Below are 26,345 nucleotides of genomic sequence, written 5' to 3'. Positions count from 1 at the left end.
ATGCGACTCATCGTGATCGCCGCATCCGCTCTTTTGACCGCCTGCCAGTCGGCGGTGCCCAAGCAAAACCCTCCGGCACCGGCCATCTTGCAGGTGCCGGTAGCTACCTATGTCCCCATCGACGCCGCGCTGACCAAACGCTGCAGCTGGGTGCGCGACGACAGGCCTTCAGCCGTGTTCGACGTGAGCAACGGCCGCAAGCGATGCCTGGAACGCTACGAGGCACAGTTCGATGCCATTGAGCAGGTGCAGGGCAAGCCGGTGCCCGACTAGGGCCCATGAGTGCCTGTGCCGCGCCTAGCGGCTTGACACTGCCTTTGTCCCAGTCCGGCAGAAATGTTTCACGGAATAGTTTCACAATGCTCTCTGGGAAGATGAAACTGAACGGAAATGGGCGATATCCACAAGATATCCACAGAAAGCTGAACGGGGCGGGGCCCCCGGGGTTATCCACAGCCACCGGGGGGAATTCGGACCCCGGTAAAAGACAGTATTTCGGCCTCTAGGGTGCTCCACCACAGGTCTCCTTTTTGGCGGATTTTCTCGGGAGAAACCGCATTTTCACGCCTGAATAGGCTGTGCATCGGGTAGGACATGGCTGACATCCACGAATTCACCAAAGGCTGGTCCGTGGCCCGGCTGGCTGATGAGTTCGGAATGGACCGCCGCACTGCCAGCAAGCGCCTGAAGGAGGCCGGCGTTCCCCCGCTGACCAAGCGGGCTGGGCACGACGTCTATCGCCTGGCCGATGCTGCCTCCGCGCTGGTGAATCCTGGCGCTGCGGCCTTCGGCGCTGAAGGTGTGGTGGATCCACGCGACCTGCCGCCGATGGAGCGGCGCGCCTTCTACCAGTCGGAGAACGAGCGCCTGAAGGTCGAATCGACCATCGGGCAGTTGGTCCCGGCCGCAGAGGTCGAGGCCGACTACGCCGAGCTGGTGAAGAAGGTCGTGCAGTTCTTCGACACGCTCCCTGATGTTCTCGAGCGAAAGGCCGGGCTCACACCAGAGCAGGTAGTCAAGGTCCAGGACGAGTGCGATCGCGTCCGCCAATCCATGTACGAGGGCATCACCGATGACGACGTACGCGACAGCGCGTAGCGTGCGCCAAGGCGTTGCCGAGATGATCCGGCCGCCGCGCCGGATCAGGGTGAGCGAAGGTGCACGGGTGCTGCAGGTGGCCAATGCCGCCGGCGCCGCCGGTTCTTGGGATCCGGACACCACGCCCTACATGGTCGAGCCGCTGGATACGACCGGCAGCCGGCACTACGAAGCAGTGGTGTTCATAGGGCCGGCACGTTCGGGCAAGACCATCTCACTGATCGATGCGCGCCTTGCCTACCTGATCACTTGCAACCCGGCCGACGCCATGGTTGTGCAGATGTCCAAGGATGCGGCCGAGGACTACAGCAAGACCCGTATCGCCCGCAGCATCGCCGCCAGTCCGGAACTACGCTCCCGGCTGAGCCCGCGCGCCCACGACGACAACATCCTGCTGAAGTTCTTTCGGTCGGGAATGTCGCTGCGCATGGGTTGGCCCTCGGTGTCGGTCCTGTCGGGCAAGGACATCCACGACGTCCTGATGACGGACGTGGATAACTACACCGGCGACCTGACGATCGATGAGTGCTTCGGCCTGGGCCTGAAGCGCACGCAGACCTACATGTCGGCCGGCATGGTGGTGGCCGAGTCGAGCCCGGCAACGGACTACGCCGACGGCGCTTGGAAGCCACTGCACCCGCATCAAGGCCCACCGGCCGCCGGCATCGCCGCGCTGTATGCGCGCGGTGACCGGCGGCGCTGGTACTGGCCCTGCCCTGAGTGCGGAGAGCGGTTTCAGGCAGCGCCAGGCTATGACGGATTCGCCTTGCCACCGATGGAGGAACTGCTGGAGCGGGTCGTGCTGGATGACGTGCAGAAGATGGCGCGGCACTACTCGCTGTTGCACTGTCCGCACTGCGGCGTCGGCCTGCAGCACCGGTGGAAGAATGGGATGAACCGCAGCGGTGTGTGGGCTGCGGAGGGCCAGGTCGTGCACGCCGACGGAACGGTCACCGGTGACCGGCCGGAGGCGCGCATCGCCAGCTACTGGCTCGGCGGTGTCGCCGCGTCGTACCAGTCCTGGGAATCGCTGATAGAGCGCTACCTCCAGGCGCTGCGTACCTTCGCCACCACCGGTGAAGAGCGCCCGCTGAAGACAACGCACAACGTGGACGGGGCGATCAACTACGTCCCGATGGCAGCGCGGTCCGCCAGTGATCCGAACGAGATGCAGGAGCGCGCCGAGGTATGGGCGGCTGGCGCTGTGCCCGCTGGGGTGCGCTTCCTGTTGGGAGAGGTCGACGTCCAGGCCAACCGATTCGTCGTGCTGGTGCTGGGCTTCGGCATCGGCGAATCCGGGCAGCTGGAGCGCTGGGTGGTGGATTCCTTCACCCTGCGCACGTCCAAGCGCGAGGACGGCTCGGGCGGCTTCCTGCCGCTGGATCCGCCTAAGTACCTGGAAGACTGGGAGCGGCTGGTCGAGAAGGTCATCAGCCGCCGCTACCCGCTGGACGATGGCACCGGCCGCAGCATGCCGGTCCACGCAGTGGGCGTCGACTGGGGTGGCAAATCCGGCACATCGGTGAGGGCGCTGGAGTTCTGGCGTTCGCTCAAGGCCCGGAAGCTGCACGCCCGGGTCAGGTTGATCAAGGGTGATGCGCGCCGCGAAGGCGGGCTGTTCCGAGAGACCTTCCCCGACAGCAGTAAGCGCCGGGACCGCAAATCAGGGTCGAAGGGCGATGTGCCGCAGCTGCTGCTAAACGTGGACAGGCTCAAGGACACCGTGGACGCCAACGTGAAGCGAGCAGAGCCCGGCCCGGGCTACTACCACTTCCCCGACTGGCTGCCGGAAGCGTTCTACGCCGAGCTGACGGCCGAGTCGAGGACGGCAAAGGGCTGGGAGAACCTAGCGAAGCGACGAAATGAGGCGTTCGACCTGTGCGGCTATGCCGAGGGCATGGCGCTGTGGCTGAAAGTTCCGGCCATCAACTGGACCGCGCCGCCGCCATGGGCCGCGCCGTGGGACGACAACCCAGACGTGAGGGCAGATGACGTCGCGCTGGCGCCAATGCCGCGCACTCGCACCCGCCGCGTCATCCGAAGCAAGTATCTGGGACGCTGAAATGGCATTCACCAACAAGCAAGTCGAGCAACTGGAGGCCGCGATCGCGGCCGGCGTGCTGAGCGTCCGATATGCCGACCGCACCGTGACCTACCAGAGCCTGGTTGAGATGCGTCGCCTGCTGAAGCAGATGCGCGATGAGCTTAGCCAGGCCGCAGGGGCACCACGGCGTCGACGCATCGTGCGCCTCTACCAATCGGGGACCGGCAATGTCTGATACCGCCGAGAGCAGCTACCGCGCCGCCGGCAACGGCCGCCGCCTCCGCACCTTCCGGCCATCCTCGCTGGGGCCCAATGCTGCATTGCTGGGCCTGCCCACGCTGCTCGCCAGGGCGCGGCACCTTGCCCGCAATGACCCGTGGATGGTCAGTGCACTCAACAAGAGCGTGTCCAACGGCATCGCCACCGGCATCCAGGCGAAACCGATATGGGGCACGAAGGAGCACAAGAAGAAGCTCACCAAACTGTGGGAGCGCTGGGGCAAGTACGCCGATGCCGACGGCGTGCTCGGCTGGGGCGGGCTGCAGGCGCTGGCCTGGCGGGAGTGGAAGGAGGCTGGCGAGGTGTTTGCCCGCATCCGCTACCGGCGACCCGAAGACGGCTTGCCGGTGCCGCTGCAGGTGCAGCTGATCGAATCGGAGCAATGCCCGCAGTACTACAACGGCGTCGCCAGCAACGGCAACGTGATCCGGCAGGGCATCGAAGTCGATAGCATCGGCCGACGCGTGGCGTACTGGATGTACCGGGAACACCCCGGAGACATGCAGCTGACCGTCAACGGTAACGAGCTGGTTCGCGTACCGGCGGAGCAGGTGCTGCACCTGTACCGGCCGAACCGGGCAGGTGCAATGCGTGGCGTGCCGAGCTCGGCGCCGGCGCTGCTGCGCATGTTCAACCTGGACCGCCTCGATGATGCGGTGCTGGAACGGCAGGCATTGGCGAACTTGTTCGCCGGCTTCATCACCACCGATGCCAATGCGGATGGCGAAGACGGTGATGCCGTCGGGGATCTGATCACCGGTGAGGATGCCGACGGCACCGCGATCGGTGGTCTCGAGCCGGGCACGATGCAGGAGCTGCCACCCGGCCGCAAGATCACGTTCGCCGAGCCGCCCAGCGCTGGTTCGGACTATGCCGAGTTCCTGCGTGGGCACCTGCTGGCGATCTGCGCCAGCCAGGACGTGCCCTACGAGGTGCTCACCGGCGACCTGCGCAACGTCTCCGACCGCGCACTGCGCCTGATCCTCAATGAGTTCCGCCGGGTGATCGAGCAGGACCAGTGGCTCTTCATGATCCCGATGTTCTGCCAGCGGGTCCGCGACGCCTTCATCGACCAGGCGGTGCTGTCGGGTCTGCTGAAGGTGCCGCGCTATGCGGCCCTGCGCGATGACGTGACCGAAACCCTGTGGGTGCCCGAGGGCTGGCCCTGGAGCCACCCGGTGCAGGACGTGACCTCCGAAATCAAGGCGGTGCGGGCGGGCTTGAAGTCGCGCAGCAAGGTGGTGCTGAGCGCCGGCGAGGATCCCGAACAGGTCGATGCCGAGCAGGCGCAGGACAACGAGCGCGCAGACGCGGCCGGGCTTCGCTACGACAGCGACCCGAGGCGAACGAACGCCTCCGGTGCCCGGCAGGACGACGAACCCGGCGCCTCTGGCGCCAACGACGATGAAAGGAATGACGATGACGAGTAAGCCTGGCCTGTTGGCCCGAATGCTGGGTCGCGGCAGCCGTGCGCCCGTGGTGGCCTCGCTCGCCGCCGCGGTCCTCAATCAGCCCCTGCTGGTGCAGCCGGCCATCGGTGAAGCACTGGTTGGCGGTTATCTGGAAGGGAAGGTCACCAGCGACGACAGCGTGCTGAAGGCCGACCGCTTCGAAGTGTCCGGCACCGATGGGCAGCCGGTGGGCGTCGCCCAGAACCTGATCGGTGTGATCAACCTGTCCGGTGCGATGGTGAACCGGCCGATGCCCGGCGCTAGCGGCCCGGGGCCGGTGAGCTACGCAGCGGTGCGCGACACCTTCGACGAACTGCTCAACGATGATGCGGTGACGTCCATCATCCTGCGGCTGGATACGCCGGGTGGTATGGCGTCGGGCTGTTTCGACCTGGTCGACCACATCTTCGAGGCGCGCGGCCGGAAGCCGGTCTATGCGCTGGTCGATGACCATGCGTACTCCGCCGGTTTCGCGCTCGCGTCTGCGTGCGACGAGATCTGGATCAGCCGCACCGGCGGCGTCGGGTCGGTAGGCGTGGTCTGCTATCACCACGACTGGAGCGTCAACAACGCCCAGATCGGCCTGAAGGTGACCCCGCTGTTCGCCGGCGCCCGCAAGATCGACTTCAACCCGAACTTCCCGCTCAGCGAGGAAGCGCACGCCGAGGCCATGGCCGATCTGGAGGACATGCGCACGATGTTCGTGGACACCGTGGCGAGGAATCTTGGCATGGAGGCTGAGGCCGTGCGCGCCACCGAGGCGGCCTGCTACCGCGGCCAGGCCGCCGTGGCAGTGGGCTTCGCTACCCGGCTCGGCACCTGGCACGACCTGATCGCACACCTCGGTGCCGCCGAAGCACCGCCGCCGCCCTCGCCGGGCAATCCCGACCCGGACGACGAGCCGGAGGCAGCGGCAGCCGGTGCGGTGCCCGAGGCGGCCACCGCACCGGCTGCAGCAGTGGTGGAGAACCCGGCGGCAGCGTTGGCGGCAGCAGTCGCATCCAGTGAGCTGCCGCCGGCACTCGCGGTGGCCCTCCTGCGGCGCCCGCTGCAGGAGGCCGAGCCGGCGGCCTGCGCCATCGAGTACGCAACCGCCGTGCAGGACGCCTGCGCAGCAGCGCTGCGAGGCGATGACACCCTCGCAGCCAGCTTCATCGAGAAGAACACCGACCTCGACACGGTGCGTGCACAGCTGCTGTCGATGAAGGCGGAGGAAGGCCGCAGCACCCAGGTCGTCACCGCACACCCGGCTTCCATGGCCGATCAACGCGCCGCCGACAACAAGGCGAAGCTGAATCCCAATCACATCTACAAGCAACGAGGTAACTGACGATGGAAATCTCCCTGGCCGGCACCCGTACCGGCGAATTCCTGCTGTCCGAAGCGGGCGGCGAGCGCAGCCGCGAACTGATCCGTCTGCCGGCCGGGCAGGGCATGCTGTCCGCTGGCACCCTGCTCAAGGCAGACAACACCGTCGCTGCCAACGGCACCGACGCAGTGAAGGTGCTGTACGGCCCGATCGACACTGGCACCGATTCCGCGGCGCTGGCCGTCAAGGGCGCGGCGATCGCGCGCGACGCCGAAGTGTTCGGCGAGAAGCTGGGCTGGGCCAGCGGGGTCACCGCTGACCAGAAGCTGCTGGCCGCGTTGAGCCTGGCCGAGTCCGGCATCATCACCCGTTGGACCCAGCAGCCGATCGCGTCGAACGCCGCCGATCACCTGGTGTTCGTGTCCGCACCGCTGACCGGCACCGCTGGCGTGGCGCTGGGCCCGATCGTGGCGCACGTCAAGGACGTCTTCGGCGCCCTTGTCACCGGCAGCACCGTCAGCGCCACCCTGGCCAAGGCCAGCGGCACCGGCAATCTGGCCGGCGGCGGCGCGAAGGCCGCTGTGGGCGGCGTCATCACCTGGGATGCCGCGACGCTGAGCGCCGCCGGCGACTACACCCTCAAGGTGACCGCCACCGACCTGGACGAAGCCGTCAGCGACACCATCACCATCGAAGCTTCCGGCGGCTGACCGTCGAGCAGAGCCACTTTCAACCGTTGACCCTTGGCCCCGCTTCGGCGGGGCCTTTTCGTATCCCATTTCGAGAGAGAAATCACCATGGATCTGCAGATTCTTCTGGCGCTGGGCGTGCTGAGCTTCGATGCCCTGAACGCCCACATCAACAACCTGCCGCGCATCTCCACCCGCCTGGCCGATATGGGCCTGTTCCAGGAACAGGGCCTGGTCGGCACCACCATCGTCAAGGTGGGTATCAACGGTACCAAGCTGGTGCTGGTCCCGAACGTCCCGCGCGGTGCTCCCGGCCAGCCCAAGGGCCTTGAGCGTGGCAAGGTGAAGCTGCTGGAAACCACCCACCTGCCGCAGAACTCGACGGTCATGGCTGACCAGCTGCTAGGTGTCTATGACCCGGCCGACCCGGAAGGCAACAACGTTGCCGCCGTGGTAAATGCGCTTCAGGTGGTGCACAAGCGCGACCTTGACTTCACCATCGAGTACCACCGCATGGGCGCGCTGCAGGGCAAGCTGCTCGACGCCGACGGCTCGATCATCATCGACTTCTACGATGAATTCGGTGTCGAGCAGACCGTTATCGCAATGGAGCTGAACAAGGACACCAGCAAGGTCCGCGCGAAATGCATGGCCGTAAAGCGCTCCATCGAGGAAAAGCTGGGCGGCATCCCGTACACCGGCATCCATGTGTTCTGCAGCGCTGGCTTCTTCGACGCACTGACCGATCACCCGGACGTGCAAAAGGCTTACGAGCGCTGGCAGGACGGTGCCGCGCTGCGCGATGACGTTCGCAAGGGCTTTGTCTTCGGCGATATCACCTTCGAAGAGCTGCAGGGCAACACCGGTGGTGAACTCGCCCTGGCGGAAGGCGAAGCAATCGCGTTCCCGCTGGGTGTGCCGGACATGTTCCTGACCCGCTTCGCCCCGGCGGACTACCTGGAAACGGTGCGCGGCATCGGCCTGCCGTACTACACCAAGACCGCCCCGATGCGCATGAACAAGGGCATCCAGCTGGAAAGCCAGTCCAACCCGCTGAACATCAACACCCGACCTGATGCGGTGATCCGCCTGAAGGCCGGCTCGAAGTAAACCAGTGGTGCCTGGCCCGCTTCGGCGGGCCGGGCAGGAGGTTGTATGGCCCAGATCAGGATCGGGGTCGATCCCGACAATGCCTTCGGGCGACAGCTGACCGAGCTGGAACAGTCCCAACTGCCCTACGCCGCATCGCAGGCCGCCAACAAGGTGGCTTACGAGATCCGCGAGCGCTGGAAGCGCCAGGCGCCGCGGGTATTCGACCGGCCGACGCCGCTAACGGTCAATGCGGCGATGTACCGCAAGGCAACCAGGGCGCAGCCTTACGCAGAAATCTTCATTCGGGACGAGGCATTCAAGGGCACGCCACCGGCGAAGTACCTTCTGGCCGAGGTGGATGGCGGCCAAAGGCGCCGGAAGGGCTTCGAGCGGCTGCTGCAAAGCCGAGGCCTGTTGTCGCCGACGCAGTTTGCGGTAATGGGGCGCGGCGCCCAGGAGAACCAGTTCGGCAACGTGCCGGCCGGCCAAGTCACCAAGATTCTGTCGCAGCTTGGCGCTCAGCGAGACCGATACCAGAACCAGACCACTGTCAGCCGGAAGCGGCGACGGGGCAGGGGCAACAACCGTGATGGCGAGTACTTCGTGATCACCAAGCGCCGCGGTTCATTGCGCCCGGGCATCTATGAGCGGATCGGGCGCGGATCCGGCGTCCGATCCATCTTCATCTTCACCAACACAGCCGCCTACACCCCGCGATACGACATCTTCGGCATGGCCGAGGACACCTGGAGGCGGTTGATGCCGTTCTTCCTGAAGCGCGAGCTGGAGAAGGCCATGGAAACCGCGAGGCCCTTGCCTTGAACCAGAGAGCTTTCATGCAGGCCCTCGACGCAATTGCGTTCGGAGCCTTCCGCGCAGCCGGCGTTGCCGATGCTGCCCACTACCACGAGCCCGGCACCTCCGCAGGGGTGCCGTGCACGGTGCTGCTGGACGAGGGCGTCGAGCAGTTCACAGCGGATGATGTGGCGCCGATCGCGACCACCATCGACCGGGTCACGCTGCAGCTGGCCGAGATCACTCCGCGCACCGGTGGCGTGGTACGAATCGACGGCACCGGCCGCCGGCTCAAGCTGGTGCAGAAGATCCGTGCCGACGAGTCGACGGCGGTGTGGGAGGTGGCCAGTGTCTGAGCCAATCCCCAGCCCTCGGCGCCAGCTGCTGGTCGCCATGGGCACAACGCTGCAGCTGATCAGCACCAAGAACGGCTACCTGACCGATGCCGGTGTCGGGTGGACGCTGGAACCGACACCGGGCGACCAGGACATCCAGGCAGTGCTGACGGCCGTGATCGAGAAGCAGCAGCGCCCGGAGGCCCCCTCCAAGGCCACCACACACCGTCTGACGACAGTGAGCGTCATCGCCAAGGTGCCAGCCAACACGGAGGGCTACCAACAGGCGCTGGACGACTTGGTGACCGATATCGAGGCGGCCATGGACAGCCGCGAAGTGGCCCGGAACTTCCCCGATGGCATCCAGGTGCCGGTGTACGTCGGCATGGAGCCGCTGATGCCGGAGAAGGCCAGCGCCGGCTGGGTGGGCGCACTGCTCACCTACCAGTCCCACATCCCCAAGAAATAACCCGCCGCACAGCGGCAACCCAACTGGAGAGCCACCATGGCCGAAGATTACAGCTACCTGGGCAGCGGCATCGTCCTGATCCGCCTGTGGAACAGCAACAACCCCTTCCTCGAGGTCGGCAACGTTTCCGCCTACACCGTCGCGCCCCAGACCACCACCCTGGAGCTGGCCGACAGCCAGAACCCGGGCGGCGGTACGGCCAACAGCGTCGACCGCGTCACCGGCTACAACCTCAACTACACCTTCCACGACTTCAACGCCGAGAACTTCGCGCGCGCCACCCGTGGCAAGGCCAGCAGCATCGCCGCCGGCACCGTGACGGACGAGCTGGTGGTGGCGACGCCGGAGCGCTTCTCGCCGCTGTTGCGCCTGGCCAGCGAAATCACCTCGGTCAAGCCCGTGACCGGCACCGATACCTACGTGGCCGGCAAGGACTACCGCTTCGAGCGCGGCATGCTGTTCATCCCGGCTGGCTCGGCCATCGTGGCGCCGACGACTGCGGGCACGCCGAACGTCAAGGTCACCTACAAGAACGCGGACCTGGGCCACGTCGAGGCCGCCGTCACCTCGCAGCAGTACTACGAGATGCAGTTCTACGGCGCCAACGAAGCCCGCGGCGGCAAGATGGTGCGCATGGTGGCGCACAAGGTGTCCGGCGGCGTCATTGAGAGCATGGGCCTGATCGGTAACGAGTACGGCGCCGGCAGCGTGCCGGGCAAGCTCGTGAAGGACGCCGCCAAGGCCACCGGCTCCGACAAGTCGGCCTACTTCTACTGGCAGCAGGAGAAGTAAGCCATGGCGGATCTGGACGTGATCATCCCGCCGACTCGTACCGTGCGCTTTCGCGGCGAACTAGTGCAGGTAACTCCTCTTCGCCTGCTGCAGATCGGGCCCTTCATCACGGCCAGCCGCACCATCATCGCCCGGATGGCGATGATGGCCGGCGCGGTCGATACGGCACCGGCTGCCGCCACCGGTGCCATCTTGCTCGACCTGCTCGAGCAGGACAGCGCAGAGCTTGCTGCTGCACTGGCCGTTGCTGTTAGCCGTGACGCGGAATGGATCGCCGGAGGTACCCTGGACGAAGTCGCCGACTTGCTCGAGGCAGTCGTCGGGCTCAATCGCGATTTTTTCGCCCATCGCCTGCGTCGTCTTCTGATGCAGGCCAAGCCGCTGGCGGAAGACAGTACGGACTCGGCGACGTTGTCCAGTTCCTGATCGCCCGCGGCCATCGTTTGCCGGAAGTAATCACATACACCCTGGCGCAGCTGCGCGGCTTCATGGAGGCCGCCGCTCAGGATGACCTCGATCGCGTCGCCCAGTTCGCCGTGGCCACTCGCATGGCGATGGGTGCCGAGCCGGCGGACTGGCAGAAGTACCTGGCCGCATTGAGCGGGAAGGCCCCGGCGCAGCAAAAACAAGGAGCTACTCATGGCTGATCCTTCAGCGAATCTGCGCGTCCGCATCAGTGCGGACCTGGCCGACATCAGGCAGGGGCTGGGTGTGCTCACCCGGCAGCTGCGCGAGGTGCGTACCGAGGCGGCCCGGCCGCTGCCGGCAAAGAACAACATCACCGACCTGGGCGTCTCCGCCGGCCAGACCGCGCAGGCGATGCGTCAGCTGCCTGCGCAGTTCACCGACATCTTCACCAGTTTGCAGGGCGGCATGCCGTTCTTCACGGTGCTGGTGCAGCAAGGTGGCCAGATCAAGGACAGCTTCGGCGGCGTCGAGCCGGCATTGAAGGGCGTGTCGTCCGCATTGCTGGGCTTGGTCAACCCGTATACGGTGGCCGCCGCCGCTGTAGGGCTCGTGGTTTTCGCGTGGTACGACGCAGAGAAGCAGGCCGAGGCGTACACCAAGGCGCTGGTGCTATCGCGCAACGAGGCGGCAGCTACGACGCTGACGCTGACAACCTTGGCGCAGCGCACGAGTGAGGCGATGCAGGTCACTGCTGGTGCTGGTGCCGAGGTAGCGCAGGCCATCGGGTCCAACGGCCGTATAGCAGTCCAGAATATGCAGGATGTAGCGGCGGCAGCGGTGGCGATGAAAGAAGTGACAGGCCAGGCCATCGAGGACACCGTCGCGCTGTACGGCAAGCTCGCCCAAGACCCTTTGAAGAACGCTCAAAAGCTTAACGAGCAGGTCAACTTCATGACCGTGGCGCTCTATGAGCAGGTTAAGGCGCTGCAGGAGCAGGGGCGCAACCAAGACGCTGCCACTGTCATCACCCGCGCTGCTGCCGACGAAACCGTCATGGCACTGGCCAAAGTCCGGGCAAGCCAAAATTGGTTGGGTCGCGGCTGGGACGAGCTGATGGTGAAGTCCAGCAGAGCATGGGCAGTGATGCAGAACAACATGGGTTTTGGACCACAGGCCGACCAGCTGCAGAAGATGCTTGCCGACAACCGTCGTGACCTTGCCCGGCTGAATGCACTGGCGGCATCGGATGACCCCAGGGCTCAAAATCCCATGGTCATCTCGGCTCTCGAGAAGGATGTGAAGGATCGGTCTGCCAAAATCAAGGCACTGGCCACCGACTTGATCAAGGAGCGGAAAGACGCGGAGGTCAAGGCTGCGCAAGCAGCATCGACGGACTTCGTCGCCGAAATGGACACCATCATCGGCGCTCAGGCCAGCAAAGAGGACAAGAAGCGCGAAGAGGTCCAACGCATCAATGGCGAGGCTGAGGTTGCCCGTCGCACGGCACAGGCATCCGGCCTACTGGATGAGGTCCGGGCAATCGAAGAACGCCGATCGGCAGCCGTTGCCGCGATCGAGAGGAAGTACAAAGAGAAGCCGAAGGCCGGAAACGGTTCGGCGGCGCGCGCTGCAGGCTTGCATGGTTACAAAGATGACCTGATCGCTGAGCAGGCCCAGATTACTGCCGGCACACAACTGCTGCGTGCGCAATTCTCGGCACGCGAAATTACTGCTTCCGAGTACTACAGTCGGATGCGCGAATTCGCACAGGAGAGCACTGAAGCGCAGGCAAGGTCATTGCAGCAGCAGATCGACTATCTGCAAAAGCAGACGGTGGGGGGCAAGGAAGCAATCGGTGTGAACCGCCAGATCGGCGAACTGGAGGCACGGCTTACAAAGGTGCGCATCGAGGGCGCCGCGGCTCTGGATGTTCTCAAGACCGAGGAGGAAAAGACCGCGAAGGCTCGTGAGAATGCGGTCAAGGCCTACGCTGGAGCACTCGATGCCAGCAACGCAGCTCTTGCACGACAGCTGGCAACCCAGGCACAACGCGTCGGGATGGGTGATCGCGAGTATGAGATTCAGCAGCGCATCAACGACGCGATCGCAGATGAAGCGGACAAGCTCAGGGAACTGAGCCTTCAACGGAACGCTGATCAGATCGACCAAGTGACCTTTGAGGAGGAGAAGGCGCTTCTTCACGCGAAGACGCTCGACCGGCTGCAGCTGATCAAGGACGGTTATGAGGAGCTGCGCCAAGCTGAAGGCAATTGGCTGTCTGGGGCGGCCGCTGCGTGGGCCAACTATCAGCAGGAGGCGAGCAACTACGCCGAGCAGATGGGCGACACGGTCACCAGCGTAGTCGGCGGATTCGAGGACGCCTGGGTTCGGTTCACGACCACCGGCAAGCTGAGCTTCTCGGACCTGACGAAGTCGGTGCTGGCCGATCTGTCCCGGATCCAGATCAAGCAGGCCATCGTGGGCATCGGCAACTGGATCAGCGGCTCCTTCGCGGCGCAGTCCGGTTCCATCAACACCGCAGGCAACACGGCTGTCACCCAGGGCACGTCGACCATCAACGACGAGCTGTTCCAGCGCCTGATGCGGAACGGCAAGGCTGAAGGCGGCTACACCGGCGACGGCGCCAAGCATGATCCGCGCGGCATCGTTCACGCGGGCGAGGTGGTCTGGTCCCAGGCCGACGTCGCGCGCGCTGGTGGCGTCGGGATTGTGGAGGCGATGCGACTGGGCCTGCGCGGGTATGCGAATGGTGGCGTGGTGGGTGCACCGCGCGCTGCTGCCGCGGCAATGGCTCGCGGGGCTGTCAACGTCTACATCGATGGCGCCAAAGGCGACTCCAGCGGGGTTCAGGCAGAGATGGGCCCGTCCGGTGACCTGGATATCAGGGTGTCCCTGCGCGATCTGATCCGTGGCGAGATCCGTGGCGGATCGTTCGACAACGACTTCCGCAGCCGATACGGGCTGGCCTACAGGGGGAACCGAGGTGGTTGATCTCTACATGCCATCGAGCATCCCCGACCCCGAGAACGAGAGCCTGGACTACGCGCCACACGGTGAGGACGTCATGCGATCGACCATGGGGGCGGGGACTAAGACGCGCCCGGTCCGGACCAGTTCTCTCGAAGCGTTCAAGTGCCGGCTCTACTTGGAGCCGTCGCAACTGAAGACGTTGCTGGACTTCTACAGCATCAGCGCCCGGCGCGTGCTCCCGTTCTACTGGTGGGACTGGCGGTGGTCTGGCGCGGGGCAGAGCCGGGCTATCTACAAGTTCACGGCGCGACCCAGCTACGTCAAATGGCAGGACATGTGGCGGGCAGAACTCAGCCTGCTGATCGTAGCCAACGCAGACGGTCAGTTCCTGCTCGACATCCACGACACCAACAACTGGCCGACAACCTGATGCCACGCGTCCTCTCAGCCGCAGCCGCCAGATCCATTCTGGCGGAGGACACGGCCGAAACATGGCTGTGCCTGCTCACCATCACCCACCCGGATCTGCAGACTATCCGGATCGTCAACAACACCGAGCCCGTGGTACGGGGAAGTACCGTCTGGCAGCCGTACCCGTTCGAGGCATCGTTCCCCGACGACACGGACGACGCGACGCCGAACGTCGGACTGCGCATTGACAACGTCGACCGCGACATCACCCGGCAAATCAAGGCGCTGCAGGGACCGCGCCCGCAGGTGCGTCTGGAGGCCGTGCTGGCGAGCCAGCCCACCGTGGTGGAGATGGGGCCGTTCAACTTCGCCGTGCTGCAGGTGGACTTCGACATCATGGAGTTGGGTGTGCAGATCGGCTATCAGGAAGACTTCCTCAACCAGGGCGTGCCTGCCCAGAGCTACACGCCGTCAAACTCGCCCGGGCTGTTCGTATGAGGAAGTGGATCGGCATCCCCTACCGGGGCGACAAGTTCTGCCGGGAGTTCGCTCGCATGGTGCTGGCGGAGCAGGGCATCCCCATGCCCGACGTGGCAGCGCCTGCCGATGCCACCGCCTGGGCCGAGGTTGAGATGCCCGAGCGCTTCGACGTGGTCGTCTTCAACAGCGCAGGCAGGCCCTGGCACGTCGGTGTGTGCATGGGCAGCGGCGAGTTCCTGCACGTGGAGCTGGGCCGCACCAGCCGCATCGAGCGGCTGGGCTCCCCCATGTGGGAGGCGCGCATCGCTGGCTTCTATCGATACATGGGGAAGAATGATGAATGAGGTTCCGCTGCACCTGCGGGGGCACGAGTTCGATGCGCCAGGCGTGGTCTATGCCCAGCCCGGGCAGACCCTGCTGCAGATGCTCAGTGACGCCGCCGGCGGCGCGGAGATCTCAGCCGACGTTGTGGTCCGGGTCGGTGGATATGTGGTGCCACGCGAGGCTTGGGGCCGCCTGCGGCCCAAGGCCGGCGTGCGTGTCGACGTGCTGCGGCAGGGACTGGCCAAGGGCGGCGCGCGGCAGATCCTGGCCGCTGTGGCGATGATCGTGGTGGCGTACTACGCCCCGGGCTGGGGCGCTTCGCTGGCCAAGGGCGCGGGTTGGAGCGCTGCTGCGGGCAATGCGATCGCGTCAGGCATCACGCTCGTCGCGTCTCTGGCAGTGAATGCTCTGGTTGCCGTGCCAATGTCGACCGAGGGTGGTTCGGAAGCCCAGCGGTCATGGAATGCCCTGACGGGCAGCTCCAACCAGATCAACCCCTATGGCGCCATCCCGTTGATCCTTGGCGAACACCGGTTCTTCCCGACGCACGCTGCCATTCCCTACACCGACGTTGTGGGCTACGACGCCTACCAGTGCTGCATGTTCGACCTCGGCTTCGGGGCGCTGAACATCTCCGATCTTCGCATCGGTGATACCCCCGTGCAGAGCTATCAGGACTTCCAGTGGGAGCTGTCCTGGCCCGGTGGTGCAGCCCCGAAGCTGTACACCAACGACGTTGACGAGCAGGCGGTCAACGCGACGATGAATTCCGAAGGCGACCAGGTTCTGCGCACTACCGCGCAAGGGGTGGACGCAATCAGCCTCGACCTGTTGTTCTCCAACGGCCTCAAGGTATTTGGCGACTCCCTCAACAAGGGCTGGCCGATGTGGGTGCTGTGGCGTGTGGAGTATCGCCGGGTTGGCACAACCATCTGGCTGACGCCCCCAGCGCCGCGGCTATCGAAGCTGCTCGGCACCTGGACTGCTGGGGCGAGCGAGTACCCGACCACGCCGCCGGCGCCGGGCCTCTACCTGAGCTGGGATCAAACCCGTGATCCCTTCGCATCGGGTATCGCATGGGACATCGACAGCGGTCAGTACGAGGTGCGCGTCACCCGCGTGGCGCGCAAGAACCAGACCAATCGGACCTGGGCCGATGGCGCCATCTGGACCTCCTTCCGGAGCGTCCGCTATACGTCCCCGAGCACGACGGGAACGTCCAAGCTGAATGTGCGCGTCAAGGGCACCGACCAGCTGTCCGGCACCCTGCAGACCTTCAGCGTTCTGGCCCGGTCGATGGTGCCGGTCTACAACCGCAGCACCAACACCTGGAGCGACCAGTACACGCGGAATCCGGCATGGATCGCCTACTGGCTGATGACGCGGTGCCAGGCCTTGGCCGAGCATGTGCCTGCGTCCCGCATCGACCTGAACTCGTTCGCCGACTTCGCCGCGCACTGCTCGGCGAATGCTCTGGACTGCCGGATGGTGGTCGATGCTCAGATGACCGCGCGCGATCTGCTGAGCAAGGTTCTGGCCTGCGGCCTGGGTGACATCGGCAACAGGGATGGTCGCTACTGCGTTGTCTTCGACCGGAACAGTTCCGCTGCCACCGCCGAGCTGTCGCCTCTGGACATCAAGGAATTCAACGGCAGCCGGCAGTTCATCAAGCTGCCCCACGCTCTGCGCGTGCAGTTCAAGAACCCGGATGCGGACTGGCAGGACGACGAGATCATCGTCGTCCAGGACGGCTACAGCTATCGCGGCGTCGACGCACGGGGAAACCCCTCCACCGAGCCGGTGGCGACCCTGTTCGAAACGCTGCGGCTGGAATGGGCCATGCTGGCGAAGCAGGCGTGGCGCGTTGCCAGGTATCACATGGCACAGGGTCTCTACCGCAGCACGGTCTACAGCTTCACCACCGATATCTCTGGGCTTGGGATCGTCCGTGGCGATGTCGTGGACGTGGCGCACGATGTGGCCGAATGGGGCACCGGCTGGGGCCGCATCGTGAGTGTGGTCAACGGCACTCCGGAAGGTACTGACGGCGCCACCGTGAAGCTGGACACGGAGATCTACACCGACCCGCTGAAGCTCTATGGCATTCAGACGCGCACGGCGGGCGGCGCAAAGCGGAAGGTGAACTGCCGGCCGCATAGCGCGTTCAGCGATACCTTCTACACGGATAGCCGGCCTGCTTCGGCCGTGGTCGGTGACCGTGTCGTGGTGGGCGAGCGCGGGTTGGAGATGACCACGCTGATCATCACTGGCGTGCGCTACTCCGAAGACCTGTCGTCCTCGTTTACCGCTGTGGCGTACGACGAGCGCGTGGACGCCTACTGGAAGAATCCGCCCGAGGGCATCGTGAGCGAGATCAGCGGCCGCGACTACGGCGTCCCGGCGGCGCCCAAGGTCACCGTGGCGGTGTCGGACCCGGTGAACGATGAGGTGGACGATGCCGGCATTCCCACCGCAGTGGTCCGAATCGGCACCGCGCCGCGCCATGGCTACAACACAGTGGAGATGCTCCAGTGACCGTCGCGATCGCGTCGTATGAGCTTCGGTTCCGCGAAGTAGGCGCGCCGGACACGGCGTGGCAGTACCGCAGCCAGGTGGCAGGGCAGGTGTTTGTCGTTCGTGAGCTGCAGCGGGGCACGCCCTACGACCTGCAGATGCGATCCATCGGCGTCAACGGGCGATCCTCGGAATGGATCGACGTGGCGGTGAATGTGCCTGACACCAACCGTGTGGGCGCGGCGGCGCTGCCGAACGTCGGCAACCAGCAGTCGATGTGGGATATGGCGACCTCGGTGACGTTCGCCGCGGCAAGCGACGCCGACGGCGCTTCGGTGGCCACCATCAGCGTGACCGCAGGCACCTTGGTCATCGGCTCGGTGCAGGTCTCCTACGCAGCCAGCAGCGCCAGCTTGACCGGCACGGCAGGTCAGAAGGTCACCGTCTACCTGTACTACAGCGACCCGCTGCTGCAGGGCGGCAGCAAGCAGCTGCGAGTAACAACCAACGTGGTCGAGTCGGCCAACGCCAATGGCAACGTCGCCATCAGTGCCCTGCAGATCCAGTTCCCCGCCGCCGGCTCCAGTGGCAGCGGCGGTGGCGGCATCGGCGGCGGCGGCGGGAGCGGCGGCGTCAGAAATCCCGCATATGAGGAAGTGTTGAAATGAGCTATGTGAAGAAAGACGGGGTCGCTGCCGAGTCCGGTCAGACGGTGGTCGAGCTGGACACCGGAGACCTGGTGGCGGTCGTCTGCACCAGGACGCTGCAGGGAGGGCAGATCCTGTTCCGTGGGTGGGCCCGGGCCATCACCGATGCCGGGCTGCCGCTGATCGGCACGGACGGCAAGGCCATCGAGCGCGAGTTCCAGCACAGCGACCCCCGACCGGCCAAGGCCGACGAAGTCGCCCGGGACGTGCTGTTGGCACTTCTCGGGGAGCCGCCGCAGCTGGTGGTCTGGTCCGACCAGGTGCTGCTGGACGTGAGCATCCGCCAGGCACTGGCCCTGGCCAACATTGATACCGGGGCCGTCGATGCCTCGGCTGTTCTCTAGGAGAGACGATGACGACGATTGATGGCCGACAGATCATTCCGGCGGCGGATCTTCCCAAGCGGCCAGCCGGAAGGGCCGACGCTCTCGTGGGTGTGGTCCGTACATCGGATTCCCTCGCTGCGTTTCCGATTGTTGATTTGCCCACCCCGAAGGCTGCGCAGGTTGAGATCGACGCGCTCAAGGCAGGGCAGTCCACGAACGCAATTTACACGGCGACCTTGAGCGAGCTTCAGGCGAAGGCAGGAACCTTCGAAGGGCAGGGTGCTTTCGTCGCCACTGGGGTTGGTGCAGGCCAGTACCGTTGGGATGGTTCGGCTTGGCAGTTTCTCCGCGAGGACATGCTGGCCAGCAAAGCTGAGGCCAGTGACCTGCTCGGTTTGGAGCGTGAATCCCTGCCAGCAATCCGACAGATCGACCCTCTCACGGACGCAGTACGTTCCAGCCAGTACCAGCTACGCGTTGCGCGCACGCCTACGGCTCTGGTGGCATCGAGTATTGGCTATTCGTCCTGGACGCAGGCATTCGATGTTGGGACCGACATTGCTGCAGGAGTCAGCTTTGATGGCGTGCGGGCGCAGCTTCAGGTTGTGGCGGACGCGGCTACCTTGCAAGTGTCGATTTGGCGTCGATCGCTGACAGAGTCAACGCAGGATCGCGCAGGTCCGGGGCTTGCGGGTGACATTCTTGTAGCCAACAAGTCGATGCCCATCGCAGAGCTTGGGTTGACCGTTGGGCTTGCGGCGCTTGTGTGGATTCCCGTCCCAGTAGTGATCGCCGAGGAAGGGTACACCTACCTCGTCACTCTCGATTCCAGGAGCGCTGCTGGCACTTCCGTTGGCATGGGTATGGGGTACCAGAGCGCAACTGGCTTCACGCAGCGTCGAATGGGCTACTACCGCTCGACCCCCGGTGCTGGCTTCTGGAGCAACATGGGGGCAGGGTCGGCAATCGCATGGAACCTCGGAGCGGCCGAGTTGATCCGGTCGGCTGAGCTTGATGCTCGCTCCCGGGCACTCGAAGCGTTCGAGGCAGCGATCAACCAGGTGATCCCTCGCGGACCCCAGTCAGTGGCGCGTCTGGCCGGCGAGAACGAATTCTCACTCCCGACAGGTCGTTACACTTGGGCGATCGGAATCGTGGGCGGCTTGGATGTGTCTGCGGGCACAGAGGTTGATGGCGCGACCGTACCGCTTATCGTCGACAACGGTACGGCCAAGATCGTTGCGTCGCTCTATTCCCGCCCGCGTGGAGCAGCGTGGCAGGACCAGGCGCCGGGTTTCACCGGCGACGTACTGGTGGGAACCTACGAGGCCAGCGTCGACAGTCTGGGCGTGGTCCCGGGCGCCCCGTCGATGACCCCGGTGAACTTCCCGTTGCCGCGATTCGCGATCGCAGCGGCGACGATGTACTACCTGGTGATCGAAGCGCAGGATGCTGCGGGCGCGCGTCTGCTCAGCGCGATCACCTACCGAAGTGTCTCGGGCTTGGTCGCCGATCAGTACCGCAAGTTCTGGCGCAGCGGTCCCGTATCCTCTTGGTCTAACGGCGCCAGCTCAACGACCTACCGGTTTGCATATGACTTCACGCTCACTGGCTACCAGATTGACCAAGGCGCCGGCACCGAGGAGGCATGGGTCGGTGACGTCATTGCTGAAGCGTCTGCCAAGTGGCAGGGGAACAGCATCGTGGTCAAGGGCAAGGCCGGTCGCAGCGGTGGCAGCCGTGTAATCGAGGCATCCTTGTCCCTTGCGCCGCTCACCGGTGGATCGGTGGCTGATGAGGCCATCACCCTTCGGCCGGCTGGTGGCGCCGCAAAGACCTGGAGTTATCTGCGCGATCGTGTCGCGCATGCGGCGTTGACTACGGTCTCGGTCAAGGACGTTGGCAGCGGTGGGAGCTTGGTGCCGGAGACGGACTATTGGTCGATTCCCGCCCTAGGTGCATTCTCCCTGCCGGGAACCACAGGGGCGGAGCGTGCAGTGCTGGTCAGTTATGCATGGAAGGCTCGGCGCTATGACTTGATCGTCTACACGCCGTTGACCGGAGTGGTTTCCGTCATCACGGGCGAAGAGCGCGTTCGCGATGCGAGCGAGTTCGTGCCCGTCGCCGGCGTCGGGCAGCTGCCGTTGTTCGCGGTCGATGTGCAGGCGCGCATCATTGTGCCGCTCTGGGATAACGCACCCGAGGGGGTGAAGCGACGTTCCTTGGCGGAGGCGCAGGCCGAACTTGTCCGCAATCAACGCATCCTGCGACCGGTGCTGCGCAAGCTGCGCAAGGGGCAGGGGCTGGTCGTTCTTCCCTACGGAGACAGCAACTTCGCCCAGATGGGCGGGGCGTACAACCTCGCTGCTGTGCGGTCGACGGCCAACACCCAGTTCCACGACCGGACCAAGGACGTGAATGGTCTGCTCGCGAATCCGCCGTATGGAGCCGACGTTCTGGCGGCTGTACCGGTGTACGACAACGGCGATGGCGCGGGAGCAGTGCACACGCGCTTCGGCATGGTGTGGGAGCTGATCAGGGCCATGGAGGCTGGGTATGGTGGTCCGGTCACCATGCGCAACCGCAGTATCCCCGGCACCACCTCTGCCAACGCCACGTATCAGGGGCAGGACAGCGTGCGGCTGGGGGCGGCGGTGGCTGACGTAACCGCCGGCGATCTGGTCATCATCGGTTTCGGCCAGAACGAGCTCGGCCAGGCCACCACTCGCGCCAACGTCATCGCGATCTGTCAGGCATTCCAGGCGGCCGGCGCCGCGGTGCTGGTCATGGGGTGCTTCCGCCCGAACGCAAACGATCTGCACACCAGCCACACCAACGGGAACTGGCGATACACCCAGCGTGCGTTGCGCGAGGCTGCATATGCCTGCGGGGCAGCGTATGTGTCCACGGAGCTGCTGTACGACGACGCGGTGCTTGGTGCGCTGAGCCTGTCGGCCAACGATTTCAGCGCCGCTACGCTGGACGTCCATCCGGGTCCGCGAGAGCATCGCTACCTGGGCGCCCGTCTCGCATCCTGGTTGGATTGAAAGGGTGGCTAGCCTACGACTGCCGGGCACCCTTCACGCGACTGCAGTTAGCAGTTCCTCGCTGTTGTTGCGTGGGGTGTTCACCGCGCGACTGACGCGGTAGGCCTCCATCGCCGGCGGCTCGCTGGCCATCAGCATCGCCATGGCATCTTCGGGCGATGCGGCCAGCCACTCATCGGCCTGGCCGGCCTGCAACCACACCGGCATGCGGTCGTGGATATCGGCCGACACTCCGCTGCTGTCACCGGTGATCACGGTGAAGGTGCCCAGGTTGTCCGGGTCGAGCAGGGGGCTGGTGTCTTCCCACAGCCCGGCGGCCAGCAACGGCCCGGTCGCGTGGATGAACCACGGATCCTTCTTTTTGTCTTGGGCGTTGACCGACCACTCGTAGTAGCCGGCCATGGGGATCAGGCAGCGGCGCTTCTTGAACGCCGACCGGAAGGCCGGCTTGGTGGCCACCGTCTCGATGCGGGCATTGATCGTGGAGCCCTGCAGCTTCTTGGCCTTGGCCCAGAAGGGGAGCAGGCCCCACGCCAAGCGGGTGACCTGGAGGCCGGTGCCGCGATCGAGGATCACGGACGCGCGCTGCGTCGGCGCCAGGTTGTAGCTTTCAGGGATCGACATGAGGTCGCCGACCAGCTGGGGGAAGCCCAGGGTGTCAGCGTTTCGGATCGGGGTCTGGACGAATCGGCCGCACATTGTGTGATCCCGTGCCCCAGTCAGGGACGCTTCTTTCGCATCACTTTGACCGGTCCCGCGTGATTATCCGATGCCCGGCCAGTGAAGGAGATCGCCATGACGCCCGGCGCCGAGAGAATTCTCGACCATTGGGCGGCCGCCCCGGATTTTCGCCAGATTACCGTCCGAGAGGCCGCGCGGCAGCTGCAGGAGTTGGTGCCCAGCTATCCCCATCCCTCCGATCACCCCGTGGCGATCTGCGTCAATGGCTACCGGTGGTTTGGCTCCGAAATGGAGGCCGTTGCCGACGCCATCTATCGGACGGCGAGGAAGCCTCATCGACTGGATGAAACGCTGGCCGGCCCGGATTGGGATGTGGAACGCGATGATGAGGGCCGCTGGTCGGTGCCGGGCATGTGCTTGGCCCGTGTCCATGCCGAACGAGCCTCCGACCGCCTCCACACGGCCTGAGCTCGGCAGCCCAGTTGGACAGTTCTGCCGGCCGCAGGTCATAGTTGCGAGACCTATTCCTTACGGCCACCCATGAGCATCCTCAATGTCCTGATGACGCCGGAGCGAGCATTCGTGGCCGTCGATACCCTTGCTCAAGACGCGGTCAGCGGGGAGATCTCAGAGGGTGCCAAGCTGCTGCTGATCCCCCAGCACAACATCGTCGTTGCTGGGCGGGGATCCGGGCAGTTCTTCCTCCGCATCTATCAACTGTGTCTTGAGGCGAGTTTTCGGAAGGCCTTCAGCATTGAACAGATCATGCGAGAGGTCGGACCCGTCATGGACCAGCTCTGGCCAAAATACGTCCAGGCGGCCCAGGACGCCAATATGGACTTGGCTCAGTTGCAGGCGGAGATTGTTGTGGTGGGCTGGTCCAAGGCCCAAAGCCGCATCGTCGGCACCGCCTACGCGAAGTCAGTTGTTGAGCAGCCCACCCATATCGCCGCGCTGGTCGGCGGGATAGCTGCGCCAGGTCAGCCGTTGCGGGATCTCCCCGATAGCTTCCATCCCGACGCGATCCTCGCCGCTGGGAGCCGGCAGGCCGCTTATGTGAATGAAGAGGAGGGGCGGCACGTCGCCGGCGGGCGGCTCATCGCGGCCTTCCTGCAGCGAGGTGAGGCGCTCGTGCGGGATCTCGGCACCATCTGACAGGCCTAGTCGGTGCCTTCGGGCGGCCCTGACGGACCGCCGCGTCTGATCGGGGTCCGGTCGACTCGGCCCGCGCCTAACCATCCCCTGCCTGTGCTCCGGGCCTTCGCATGGTCTGCACCCAGCTGGCCAAGGGCGACTGCCGCTCCCCTGACTGTTTGCAAATTCGCAGCACACTTTCACTTGACTGCGCAATTGTTTTCGACAGGTCCGGGCCGTTTGAAGGTCGCCTGTCTTGACGGGTCCTTGCGCCGCAAGGGTTTGGGGAAATTCACTACAAATGCCGTTGACGCCCCCCAAGAGCCTCACTATCTTCGATTTGTCGGCACGGAAGCATTTTCCGCCGGCAAAGAAAAGGCCCGCCTGGGCTTAATCAGACGGGCCTGAAGTTTTTTTCCCCTTTAACGCGGCAAGCTGAGCTTGGCGTCTTGCCCGGGCTTCCACCCCCGGACAGGAAAAATAGTAGAACTCTGTTGACGGTTATGTCAATGGGTATACGCCAGTGTAGCGCGCCGCTCATTTTTAACTAAACCCATGATTTCATAAGGATTTCGTTGATATGAGTAGCCTTACTAACAACCCGTCCGCCTTGGCGGCTATCCCTGTTGTGCCGAATTCGGCAAAAAATCACCCGGGCACGCCGGTGCTTCCGTTCCGCTTCGAGTCCATCAGCGTCCGTGCTGTGGAAATCGGCGGCGCCCCGTGGTTTGTGGGGAAGGACGTCGCTGAAGCGCTCGGATATGCCGATCCCACCAATGCGATGAAGCAGCACTGCCGTGGGGTGGTGAAACGCCACCCCATCGTCGATGGTTTGGGCCGAATCCAGGAGGCCCGGATCATCAGCGAGCCAGATCTTTTCCGTCTGGTAGCTAATAGCCGACTGCCGGATGCAGAGCGTTTCGAGCGCTGGATCTTTGAAGAGGTCTTGCCGAGCATTCGAAAGACTGGGGGCTACCAGCAACCACAGCCCCTTGGCCTCGTCGGTGACGGATGTGCGCTGATTGAATCAGCAGCTCGCGCGCTTAGGCTTGCCCCCTCTGTCACATTGGGCATGTACCAGCGGCTAGGCAGCAAGGTTGGCCATCAAGACCTTCTGCCGCAGTATGCGGTGGACGCATCGAACGGCTCCGATGCCACGAGCAGCGACGTGACCTTCCCGCTGACCCGGTTGCTCGAGGACTTCAAGATCGGCATGAGCGCCCAGCGGGTCAACAAGATGCTCGAGGCGGCAGGCATCCTTGAGCACGTATCCCGCTCCTCCACCCGGACGGGTACAAAGAAGTTCTGGTCGATTACGGCCGCGGGCGGTCGATTCGGGAAGAATGTCACTTCGCCCGAAAGCCCTCGACAGACACAGCCTCATTACTACCAGCATCGGTTCGTCGAACTTCTCGACCTCGTTGGCCTAGGTGCCTCCAGGGCCGCCTGATCCAGAGCCCCGCTTCGGCGGGGCTTTTCCGTTGTATCAATACCTGCGACCGGTCGGTCATATCCTGCGGCCATGCTTCCTCCCGACTTCCGCTGGCGCTCGGTCGCCAGCCGCCCTGATGAACTCCCGGATGCCATCTACTGCGGCATGACAGAGGTGCTGCGCCTGTCGCAGCGGGTGGACGATAAGATCTGGTGGGTCGAGGTGGACCGTCATCTTGACGATCAGCACCGCGGACGCCGGCTATGCACCAGCTACGAGCAGGGCGTAATCGGGTCGGAGCTGTGGGCGGTCAGGCATCAGCAGCGGCTTCGCTTGGAGATCGATCAGCGTGAAGTGGCCCGCGCTGCCCAGCGAAAGAACCGTACCTGGTAGGCAGTCAGCCGGCGTTGCCTCCGTATCGGCGCGTGCGACCGCCGGCGGCGACAGTAGCTGCATGGATCAGAAGAGCATGGGAAAGGCGCGCTGGGCGCGCGCGAAGGCGGCATCGCTATGGCAGCAGGCCGACGATCTGGACAGCAATCACAGTGGCGACTGGCGGGCGAAGGCGACACGCCGGCGCGGGGCGGCCCGGCTGCGGGCAGAGGCCGCGCGGTTTGACGGTATCGCCAACCGGCTGCAACCCTTCGACGACTCTCAGGCAGCCTGAACAACTGACCCCGAAGCTGGTTCCAAGGCAAGGGTGATTCATTGATGGAGGCTAGTGGGCCAGCCATTAAACCTCGGTTTGGCTCGCCTACTCACAACTGGTTCAGCTAGACTGCCGCTTTCCTATTGAACGTGGCAGGGCAGGGATGGCGCAGGAATATGTTGTATATCTGGAAAATAAGATTCGGTTCAACACGGCCGCGCCTGTCAGCGTTGACGACGTTGTCGCTTCTTTGCGCGGCATGGAACGATTGGTCACAACGCGCTTTCCCAAGGCGATTCGTGTACTGACCGGTGCCACGGTCAAGCGAGCTGAGCTCACCGTTGCGTCTGTGGAAGAGGGATCGTTGATTGAAGAAACGGTCGTCAGTTTGGTCTTTGGCAGTAAGAAGCACTTCGACAAGTTCATCGGCTCGATTCGAGCCAAGTTTGTGTCCAAGAACGATAAGGGAGAGACGGTGGTGAAAGGCTGGGTAGCAGGCTCGCTCCTTGTCGGAATCGCTGTTGTGGGTATTGCCTATTATCAGAAGGATTCGACGCCGGCAGCTCCCGTTGGCGGGCTGGTCACTGTCAATGGTGACAACAACGTCATCGTCACCATTGGCGCTGAGGCGTATGAAAAGAGCCCTGAGAAATTCGCTGAGGCGCTTGAAAAGTCAATGACGAATCAGCAAAAGATCGCTGCCGCCAAAGCTGGCGTCGACATGCTTACTCCGGCGCGTACTCAGGGAGTGGGATTGGATTTAATGTCGGCAGATGGTGACATCGAGGTAATGTCGCCTGAGACGTCACGGAAGATTCCAGCAGCGGTTGAAAAGCGTGATCAATCGGAAGATAAGCTGTATCAGCGAGTCAAGCTCCACTTTCGCGC

The 26,345-nt window shown here is 64.4% G+C and carries 29 protein-coding genes; 28 read left to right on the top strand and 1 reads right to left on the bottom strand.

Features of this window, described 5'->3' with window-relative positions:
* From C0R07_RS07180 to C0R07_RS07080, 22 genes are all read left to right on the top strand, one after another.
* Nucleotides 1-273 (top strand): hypothetical protein, encoded by a 273-nt coding sequence (locus tag C0R07_RS07180; RefSeq protein WP_102788537.1) that lies wholly within the window; start codon nucleotides 1-3, stop codon nucleotides 271-273.
* Between the two features lie 321 nt (nucleotides 274-594).
* Nucleotides 595-1,098 carry a DUF1441 family protein gene (locus C0R07_RS07175; RefSeq protein ID WP_070471465.1) on the top strand — a complete coding sequence of 168 codons (504 nt, stop codon included), beginning with the start codon at nucleotides 595-597 and terminating at the stop codon, nucleotides 1,096-1,098.
* The gene (locus tag C0R07_RS07170; RefSeq protein WP_254427800.1) at nucleotides 1,073-3,160 is read left to right on the top strand and encodes a terminase gpA endonuclease subunit; all 2,088 of its coding nucleotides are present in this window, start codon (nucleotides 1,073-1,075) and stop codon (nucleotides 3,158-3,160) included. The genes C0R07_RS07175 and C0R07_RS07170 overlap by 26 nt, the downstream gene beginning before the upstream one ends.
* Before the next feature lies 1 nt (nucleotide 3,161).
* Nucleotides 3,162-3,377: a phage head-tail joining protein gene (locus C0R07_RS07165; protein ID WP_088433711.1), complete on the top strand. Its 216-nt coding sequence runs from the start codon at nucleotides 3,162-3,164 to the stop codon at nucleotides 3,375-3,377.
* Entirely contained in the window at nucleotides 3,370-4,851 is a 1,482-nt protein-coding gene (locus tag C0R07_RS07160; protein WP_102788535.1) for a phage portal protein, read from the top strand. Before C0R07_RS07165 ends, C0R07_RS07160 begins: the two co-directional genes overlap by 8 nt.
* Nucleotides 4,841-6,202 carry a S49 family peptidase gene (locus C0R07_RS07155; RefSeq protein WP_254427799.1) on the top strand — a complete coding sequence of 454 codons (1,362 nt, stop codon included), beginning with the start codon at nucleotides 4,841-4,843 and terminating at the stop codon, nucleotides 6,200-6,202. Before C0R07_RS07160 ends, C0R07_RS07155 begins: the two co-directional genes overlap by 11 nt.
* A gap of 2 nt (nucleotides 6,203-6,204) precedes the next feature.
* Nucleotides 6,205-6,891, top strand: a complete 687-nt coding sequence (locus C0R07_RS07150) for a head decoration protein (RefSeq protein ID WP_102788534.1) — start codon at nucleotides 6,205-6,207, stop codon at nucleotides 6,889-6,891.
* An 87-nt stretch (nucleotides 6,892-6,978) separates the two neighbouring features.
* On the top strand, nucleotides 6,979-7,980 hold the full coding sequence (locus tag C0R07_RS07145; RefSeq protein WP_070471459.1) for a major capsid protein: 1,002 nt from the start codon (nucleotides 6,979-6,981) through the stop codon (nucleotides 7,978-7,980).
* Nucleotides 7,981-8,025: 45 nt separating this feature from the next.
* A complete protein-coding gene (locus tag C0R07_RS07140) occupies nucleotides 8,026-8,784 on the top strand; it encodes a hypothetical protein (RefSeq protein WP_070471458.1) in 759 nt (252 codons plus the stop codon).
* A 14-nt stretch (nucleotides 8,785-8,798) separates the two neighbouring features.
* Nucleotides 8,799-9,113: a head-tail joining protein gene (locus tag C0R07_RS07135; protein WP_083298730.1), complete on the top strand. Its 315-nt coding sequence runs from the start codon at nucleotides 8,799-8,801 to the stop codon at nucleotides 9,111-9,113.
* A complete protein-coding gene (locus tag C0R07_RS07130) occupies nucleotides 9,106-9,561 on the top strand; it encodes a hypothetical protein (RefSeq protein WP_254427798.1) in 456 nt (151 codons plus the stop codon). The genes C0R07_RS07135 and C0R07_RS07130 overlap by 8 nt, the downstream gene beginning before the upstream one ends.
* A gap of 36 nt (nucleotides 9,562-9,597) precedes the next feature.
* Complete coding sequence (locus C0R07_RS07125; RefSeq protein ID WP_102788532.1) at nucleotides 9,598-10,353, top strand: hypothetical protein; 756 nt, start codon at nucleotides 9,598-9,600, stop codon at nucleotides 10,351-10,353.
* 3 nt (nucleotides 10,354-10,356) lie between these two features.
* Nucleotides 10,357-10,779: a hypothetical protein gene (locus tag C0R07_RS07120; RefSeq protein ID WP_102788531.1), complete on the top strand. Its 423-nt coding sequence runs from the start codon at nucleotides 10,357-10,359 to the stop codon at nucleotides 10,777-10,779.
* Between the two features lie 62 nt (nucleotides 10,780-10,841).
* Nucleotides 10,842-11,000, top strand: coding sequence for a hypothetical protein (locus C0R07_RS19880; RefSeq protein ID WP_167390333.1), 159 nt, complete (start codon nucleotides 10,842-10,844; stop codon nucleotides 10,998-11,000).
* Complete coding sequence (locus tag C0R07_RS07110; RefSeq protein ID WP_102788529.1) at nucleotides 10,993-13,773, top strand: phage tail tape measure protein; 2,781 nt, start codon at nucleotides 10,993-10,995, stop codon at nucleotides 13,771-13,773. The genes C0R07_RS19880 and C0R07_RS07110 overlap by 8 nt, the downstream gene beginning before the upstream one ends.
* A complete protein-coding gene (locus C0R07_RS19875; protein WP_167390332.1) occupies nucleotides 13,766-14,182 on the top strand; it encodes a hypothetical protein in 417 nt (138 codons plus the stop codon). The genes C0R07_RS07110 and C0R07_RS19875 overlap by 8 nt, the downstream gene beginning before the upstream one ends.
* Complete coding sequence (locus C0R07_RS07105; protein ID WP_167390331.1) at nucleotides 14,182-14,661, top strand: DUF1833 family protein; 480 nt, start codon at nucleotides 14,182-14,184, stop codon at nucleotides 14,659-14,661. The genes C0R07_RS19875 and C0R07_RS07105 overlap by 1 nt, the downstream gene beginning before the upstream one ends.
* Nucleotides 14,658-14,987, top strand: coding sequence for an NlpC/P60 family protein (locus C0R07_RS07100; RefSeq protein ID WP_102788527.1), 330 nt, complete (start codon nucleotides 14,658-14,660; stop codon nucleotides 14,985-14,987). Before C0R07_RS07105 ends, C0R07_RS07100 begins: the two co-directional genes overlap by 4 nt.
* Nucleotides 14,980-17,502, top strand: a complete 2,523-nt coding sequence (locus C0R07_RS07095; protein WP_102788526.1) for a phage tail protein — start codon at nucleotides 14,980-14,982, stop codon at nucleotides 17,500-17,502. The genes C0R07_RS07100 and C0R07_RS07095 overlap by 8 nt, the downstream gene beginning before the upstream one ends.
* Complete coding sequence (locus C0R07_RS07090) at nucleotides 17,499-18,149, top strand: hypothetical protein (RefSeq protein WP_102788525.1); 651 nt, start codon at nucleotides 17,499-17,501, stop codon at nucleotides 18,147-18,149. The genes C0R07_RS07095 and C0R07_RS07090 overlap by 4 nt, the downstream gene beginning before the upstream one ends.
* Entirely contained in the window at nucleotides 18,146-18,532 is a 387-nt protein-coding gene (locus C0R07_RS07085) for a hypothetical protein (RefSeq protein ID WP_102788524.1), read from the top strand. Before C0R07_RS07090 ends, C0R07_RS07085 begins: the two co-directional genes overlap by 4 nt.
* Nucleotides 18,533-18,540: 8 nt before the next feature.
* The gene (locus C0R07_RS07080; RefSeq protein WP_102788523.1) at nucleotides 18,541-21,561 is read left to right on the top strand and encodes a hypothetical protein; all 3,021 of its coding nucleotides are present in this window, start codon (nucleotides 18,541-18,543) and stop codon (nucleotides 21,559-21,561) included.
* 33 nt (nucleotides 21,562-21,594) lie between these two features.
* Here C0R07_RS07080 and C0R07_RS07075 read toward each other — a convergent pair whose 3' ends face one another.
* On the bottom strand, nucleotides 21,595-22,260 hold the full coding sequence (locus C0R07_RS07075; protein ID WP_102788522.1) for an SOS response-associated peptidase: 666 nt from the start codon (nucleotides 22,258-22,260) through the stop codon (nucleotides 21,595-21,597).
* Between the two features lie 96 nt (nucleotides 22,261-22,356).
* Here C0R07_RS07075 and C0R07_RS07070 point away from each other — a divergent pair, with 96 nt between their 5' ends.
* The 6 genes from C0R07_RS07070 to C0R07_RS07045 all read left to right on the top strand — a co-directional run.
* Nucleotides 22,357-22,710 (top strand): hypothetical protein, encoded by a 354-nt coding sequence (locus C0R07_RS07070; RefSeq protein ID WP_102788521.1) that lies wholly within the window; start codon nucleotides 22,357-22,359, stop codon nucleotides 22,708-22,710.
* A 72-nt stretch (nucleotides 22,711-22,782) separates the two neighbouring features.
* Nucleotides 22,783-23,397 (top strand): hypothetical protein, encoded by a 615-nt coding sequence (locus C0R07_RS07065; RefSeq protein ID WP_102788520.1) that lies wholly within the window; start codon nucleotides 22,783-22,785, stop codon nucleotides 23,395-23,397.
* Nucleotides 23,398-23,956: 559 nt separating this feature from the next.
* Nucleotides 23,957-24,826 carry a BRO-N domain-containing protein gene (locus tag C0R07_RS07060; RefSeq protein ID WP_102788519.1) on the top strand — a complete coding sequence of 290 codons (870 nt, stop codon included), beginning with the start codon at nucleotides 23,957-23,959 and terminating at the stop codon, nucleotides 24,824-24,826.
* Between the two features lie 72 nt (nucleotides 24,827-24,898).
* Nucleotides 24,899-25,201 carry a hypothetical protein gene (locus tag C0R07_RS07055; RefSeq protein WP_102788518.1) on the top strand — a complete coding sequence of 101 codons (303 nt, stop codon included), beginning with the start codon at nucleotides 24,899-24,901 and terminating at the stop codon, nucleotides 25,199-25,201.
* 61 nt (nucleotides 25,202-25,262) lie between these two features.
* A complete protein-coding gene (locus C0R07_RS07050) occupies nucleotides 25,263-25,475 on the top strand; it encodes a hypothetical protein (RefSeq protein WP_146027584.1) in 213 nt (70 codons plus the stop codon).
* Between the two features lie 145 nt (nucleotides 25,476-25,620).
* Nucleotides 25,621-26,345, top strand: a 725-nt coding sequence (locus C0R07_RS07045) for a hypothetical protein (protein WP_146027583.1), incomplete at its 3' end; no start/stop codon positions are given.

It is taken from the genome of Stenotrophomonas bentonitica, from assembly GCF_002887735.1.
GTDB lineage: Bacteria > Pseudomonadota > Gammaproteobacteria > Xanthomonadales > Xanthomonadaceae > Stenotrophomonas > Stenotrophomonas bentonitica_A.
The sequence above is the reverse complement of the archived record's forward strand: the minus strand, read 5'-3'. Positions and strand labels throughout refer to the sequence as shown.

What these genes read in the sequence shown, in the direction of transcription:
- C0R07_RS07180 (WP_102788537.1), top strand. Translation starts at nt 1, where the DNA reads ATGCGACTCATCGTGATCGCCGCATCCGCTCTTTTGACCGCCTGCCAG.
- C0R07_RS07175 (WP_070471465.1), top strand. Translation starts at nt 595, where the DNA reads ATGGCTGACATCCACGAATTCACCAAAGGCTGGTCCGTGGCCCGGCTG.
- C0R07_RS07170 (WP_254427800.1), top strand. Translation starts at nt 1,073, where the DNA reads ATGACGACGTACGCGACAGCGCGTAGCGTGCGCCAAGGCGTTGCCGAG.
- C0R07_RS07165 (WP_088433711.1), top strand. Translation starts at nt 3,162, where the DNA reads ATGGCATTCACCAACAAGCAAGTCGAGCAACTGGAGGCCGCGATCGCG.
- C0R07_RS07160 (WP_102788535.1), top strand. Translation starts at nt 3,370, where the DNA reads ATGTCTGATACCGCCGAGAGCAGCTACCGCGCCGCCGGCAACGGCCGC.
- C0R07_RS07155 (WP_254427799.1), top strand. Translation starts at nt 4,841, where the DNA reads ATGACGAGTAAGCCTGGCCTGTTGGCCCGAATGCTGGGTCGCGGCAGC.
- C0R07_RS07150 (WP_102788534.1), top strand. Translation starts at nt 6,205, where the DNA reads ATGGAAATCTCCCTGGCCGGCACCCGTACCGGCGAATTCCTGCTGTCC.
- C0R07_RS07145 (WP_070471459.1), top strand. Translation starts at nt 6,979, where the DNA reads ATGGATCTGCAGATTCTTCTGGCGCTGGGCGTGCTGAGCTTCGATGCC.
- C0R07_RS07140 (WP_070471458.1), top strand. Translation starts at nt 8,026, where the DNA reads ATGGCCCAGATCAGGATCGGGGTCGATCCCGACAATGCCTTCGGGCGA.
- C0R07_RS07135 (WP_083298730.1), top strand. Translation starts at nt 8,799, where the DNA reads ATGCAGGCCCTCGACGCAATTGCGTTCGGAGCCTTCCGCGCAGCCGGC.
- C0R07_RS07125 (WP_102788532.1), top strand. Translation starts at nt 9,598, where the DNA reads ATGGCCGAAGATTACAGCTACCTGGGCAGCGGCATCGTCCTGATCCGC.
- C0R07_RS07120 (WP_102788531.1), top strand. Translation starts at nt 10,357, where the DNA reads ATGGCGGATCTGGACGTGATCATCCCGCCGACTCGTACCGTGCGCTTT.
- C0R07_RS19880 (WP_167390333.1), top strand. Translation starts at nt 10,842, where the DNA reads ATGGAGGCCGCCGCTCAGGATGACCTCGATCGCGTCGCCCAGTTCGCC.
- C0R07_RS07110 (WP_102788529.1), top strand. Translation starts at nt 10,993, where the DNA reads ATGGCTGATCCTTCAGCGAATCTGCGCGTCCGCATCAGTGCGGACCTG.
- C0R07_RS07105 (WP_167390331.1), top strand. Translation starts at nt 14,182, where the DNA reads ATGCCACGCGTCCTCTCAGCCGCAGCCGCCAGATCCATTCTGGCGGAG.
- C0R07_RS07100 (WP_102788527.1), top strand. Translation starts at nt 14,658, where the DNA reads ATGAGGAAGTGGATCGGCATCCCCTACCGGGGCGACAAGTTCTGCCGG.
- C0R07_RS07095 (WP_102788526.1), top strand. Translation starts at nt 14,980, where the DNA reads ATGAATGAGGTTCCGCTGCACCTGCGGGGGCACGAGTTCGATGCGCCA.
- C0R07_RS07085 (WP_102788524.1), top strand. Translation starts at nt 18,146, where the DNA reads ATGAGCTATGTGAAGAAAGACGGGGTCGCTGCCGAGTCCGGTCAGACG.
- C0R07_RS07080 (WP_102788523.1), top strand. Translation starts at nt 18,541, where the DNA reads ATGACGACGATTGATGGCCGACAGATCATTCCGGCGGCGGATCTTCCC.
- C0R07_RS07075 (WP_102788522.1), bottom strand. Translation starts at nt 22,260, where the DNA reads ATGTGCGGCCGATTCGTCCAGACCCCGATCCGAAACGCTGACACCCTG.
- C0R07_RS07070 (WP_102788521.1), top strand. Translation starts at nt 22,357, where the DNA reads ATGACGCCCGGCGCCGAGAGAATTCTCGACCATTGGGCGGCCGCCCCG.
- C0R07_RS07065 (WP_102788520.1), top strand. Translation starts at nt 22,783, where the DNA reads ATGAGCATCCTCAATGTCCTGATGACGCCGGAGCGAGCATTCGTGGCC.
- C0R07_RS07060 (WP_102788519.1), top strand. Translation starts at nt 23,957, where the DNA reads ATGAGTAGCCTTACTAACAACCCGTCCGCCTTGGCGGCTATCCCTGTT.
- C0R07_RS07055 (WP_102788518.1), top strand. Translation starts at nt 24,899, where the DNA reads ATGCTTCCTCCCGACTTCCGCTGGCGCTCGGTCGCCAGCCGCCCTGAT.
- C0R07_RS07050 (WP_146027584.1), top strand. Translation starts at nt 25,263, where the DNA reads ATGGATCAGAAGAGCATGGGAAAGGCGCGCTGGGCGCGCGCGAAGGCG.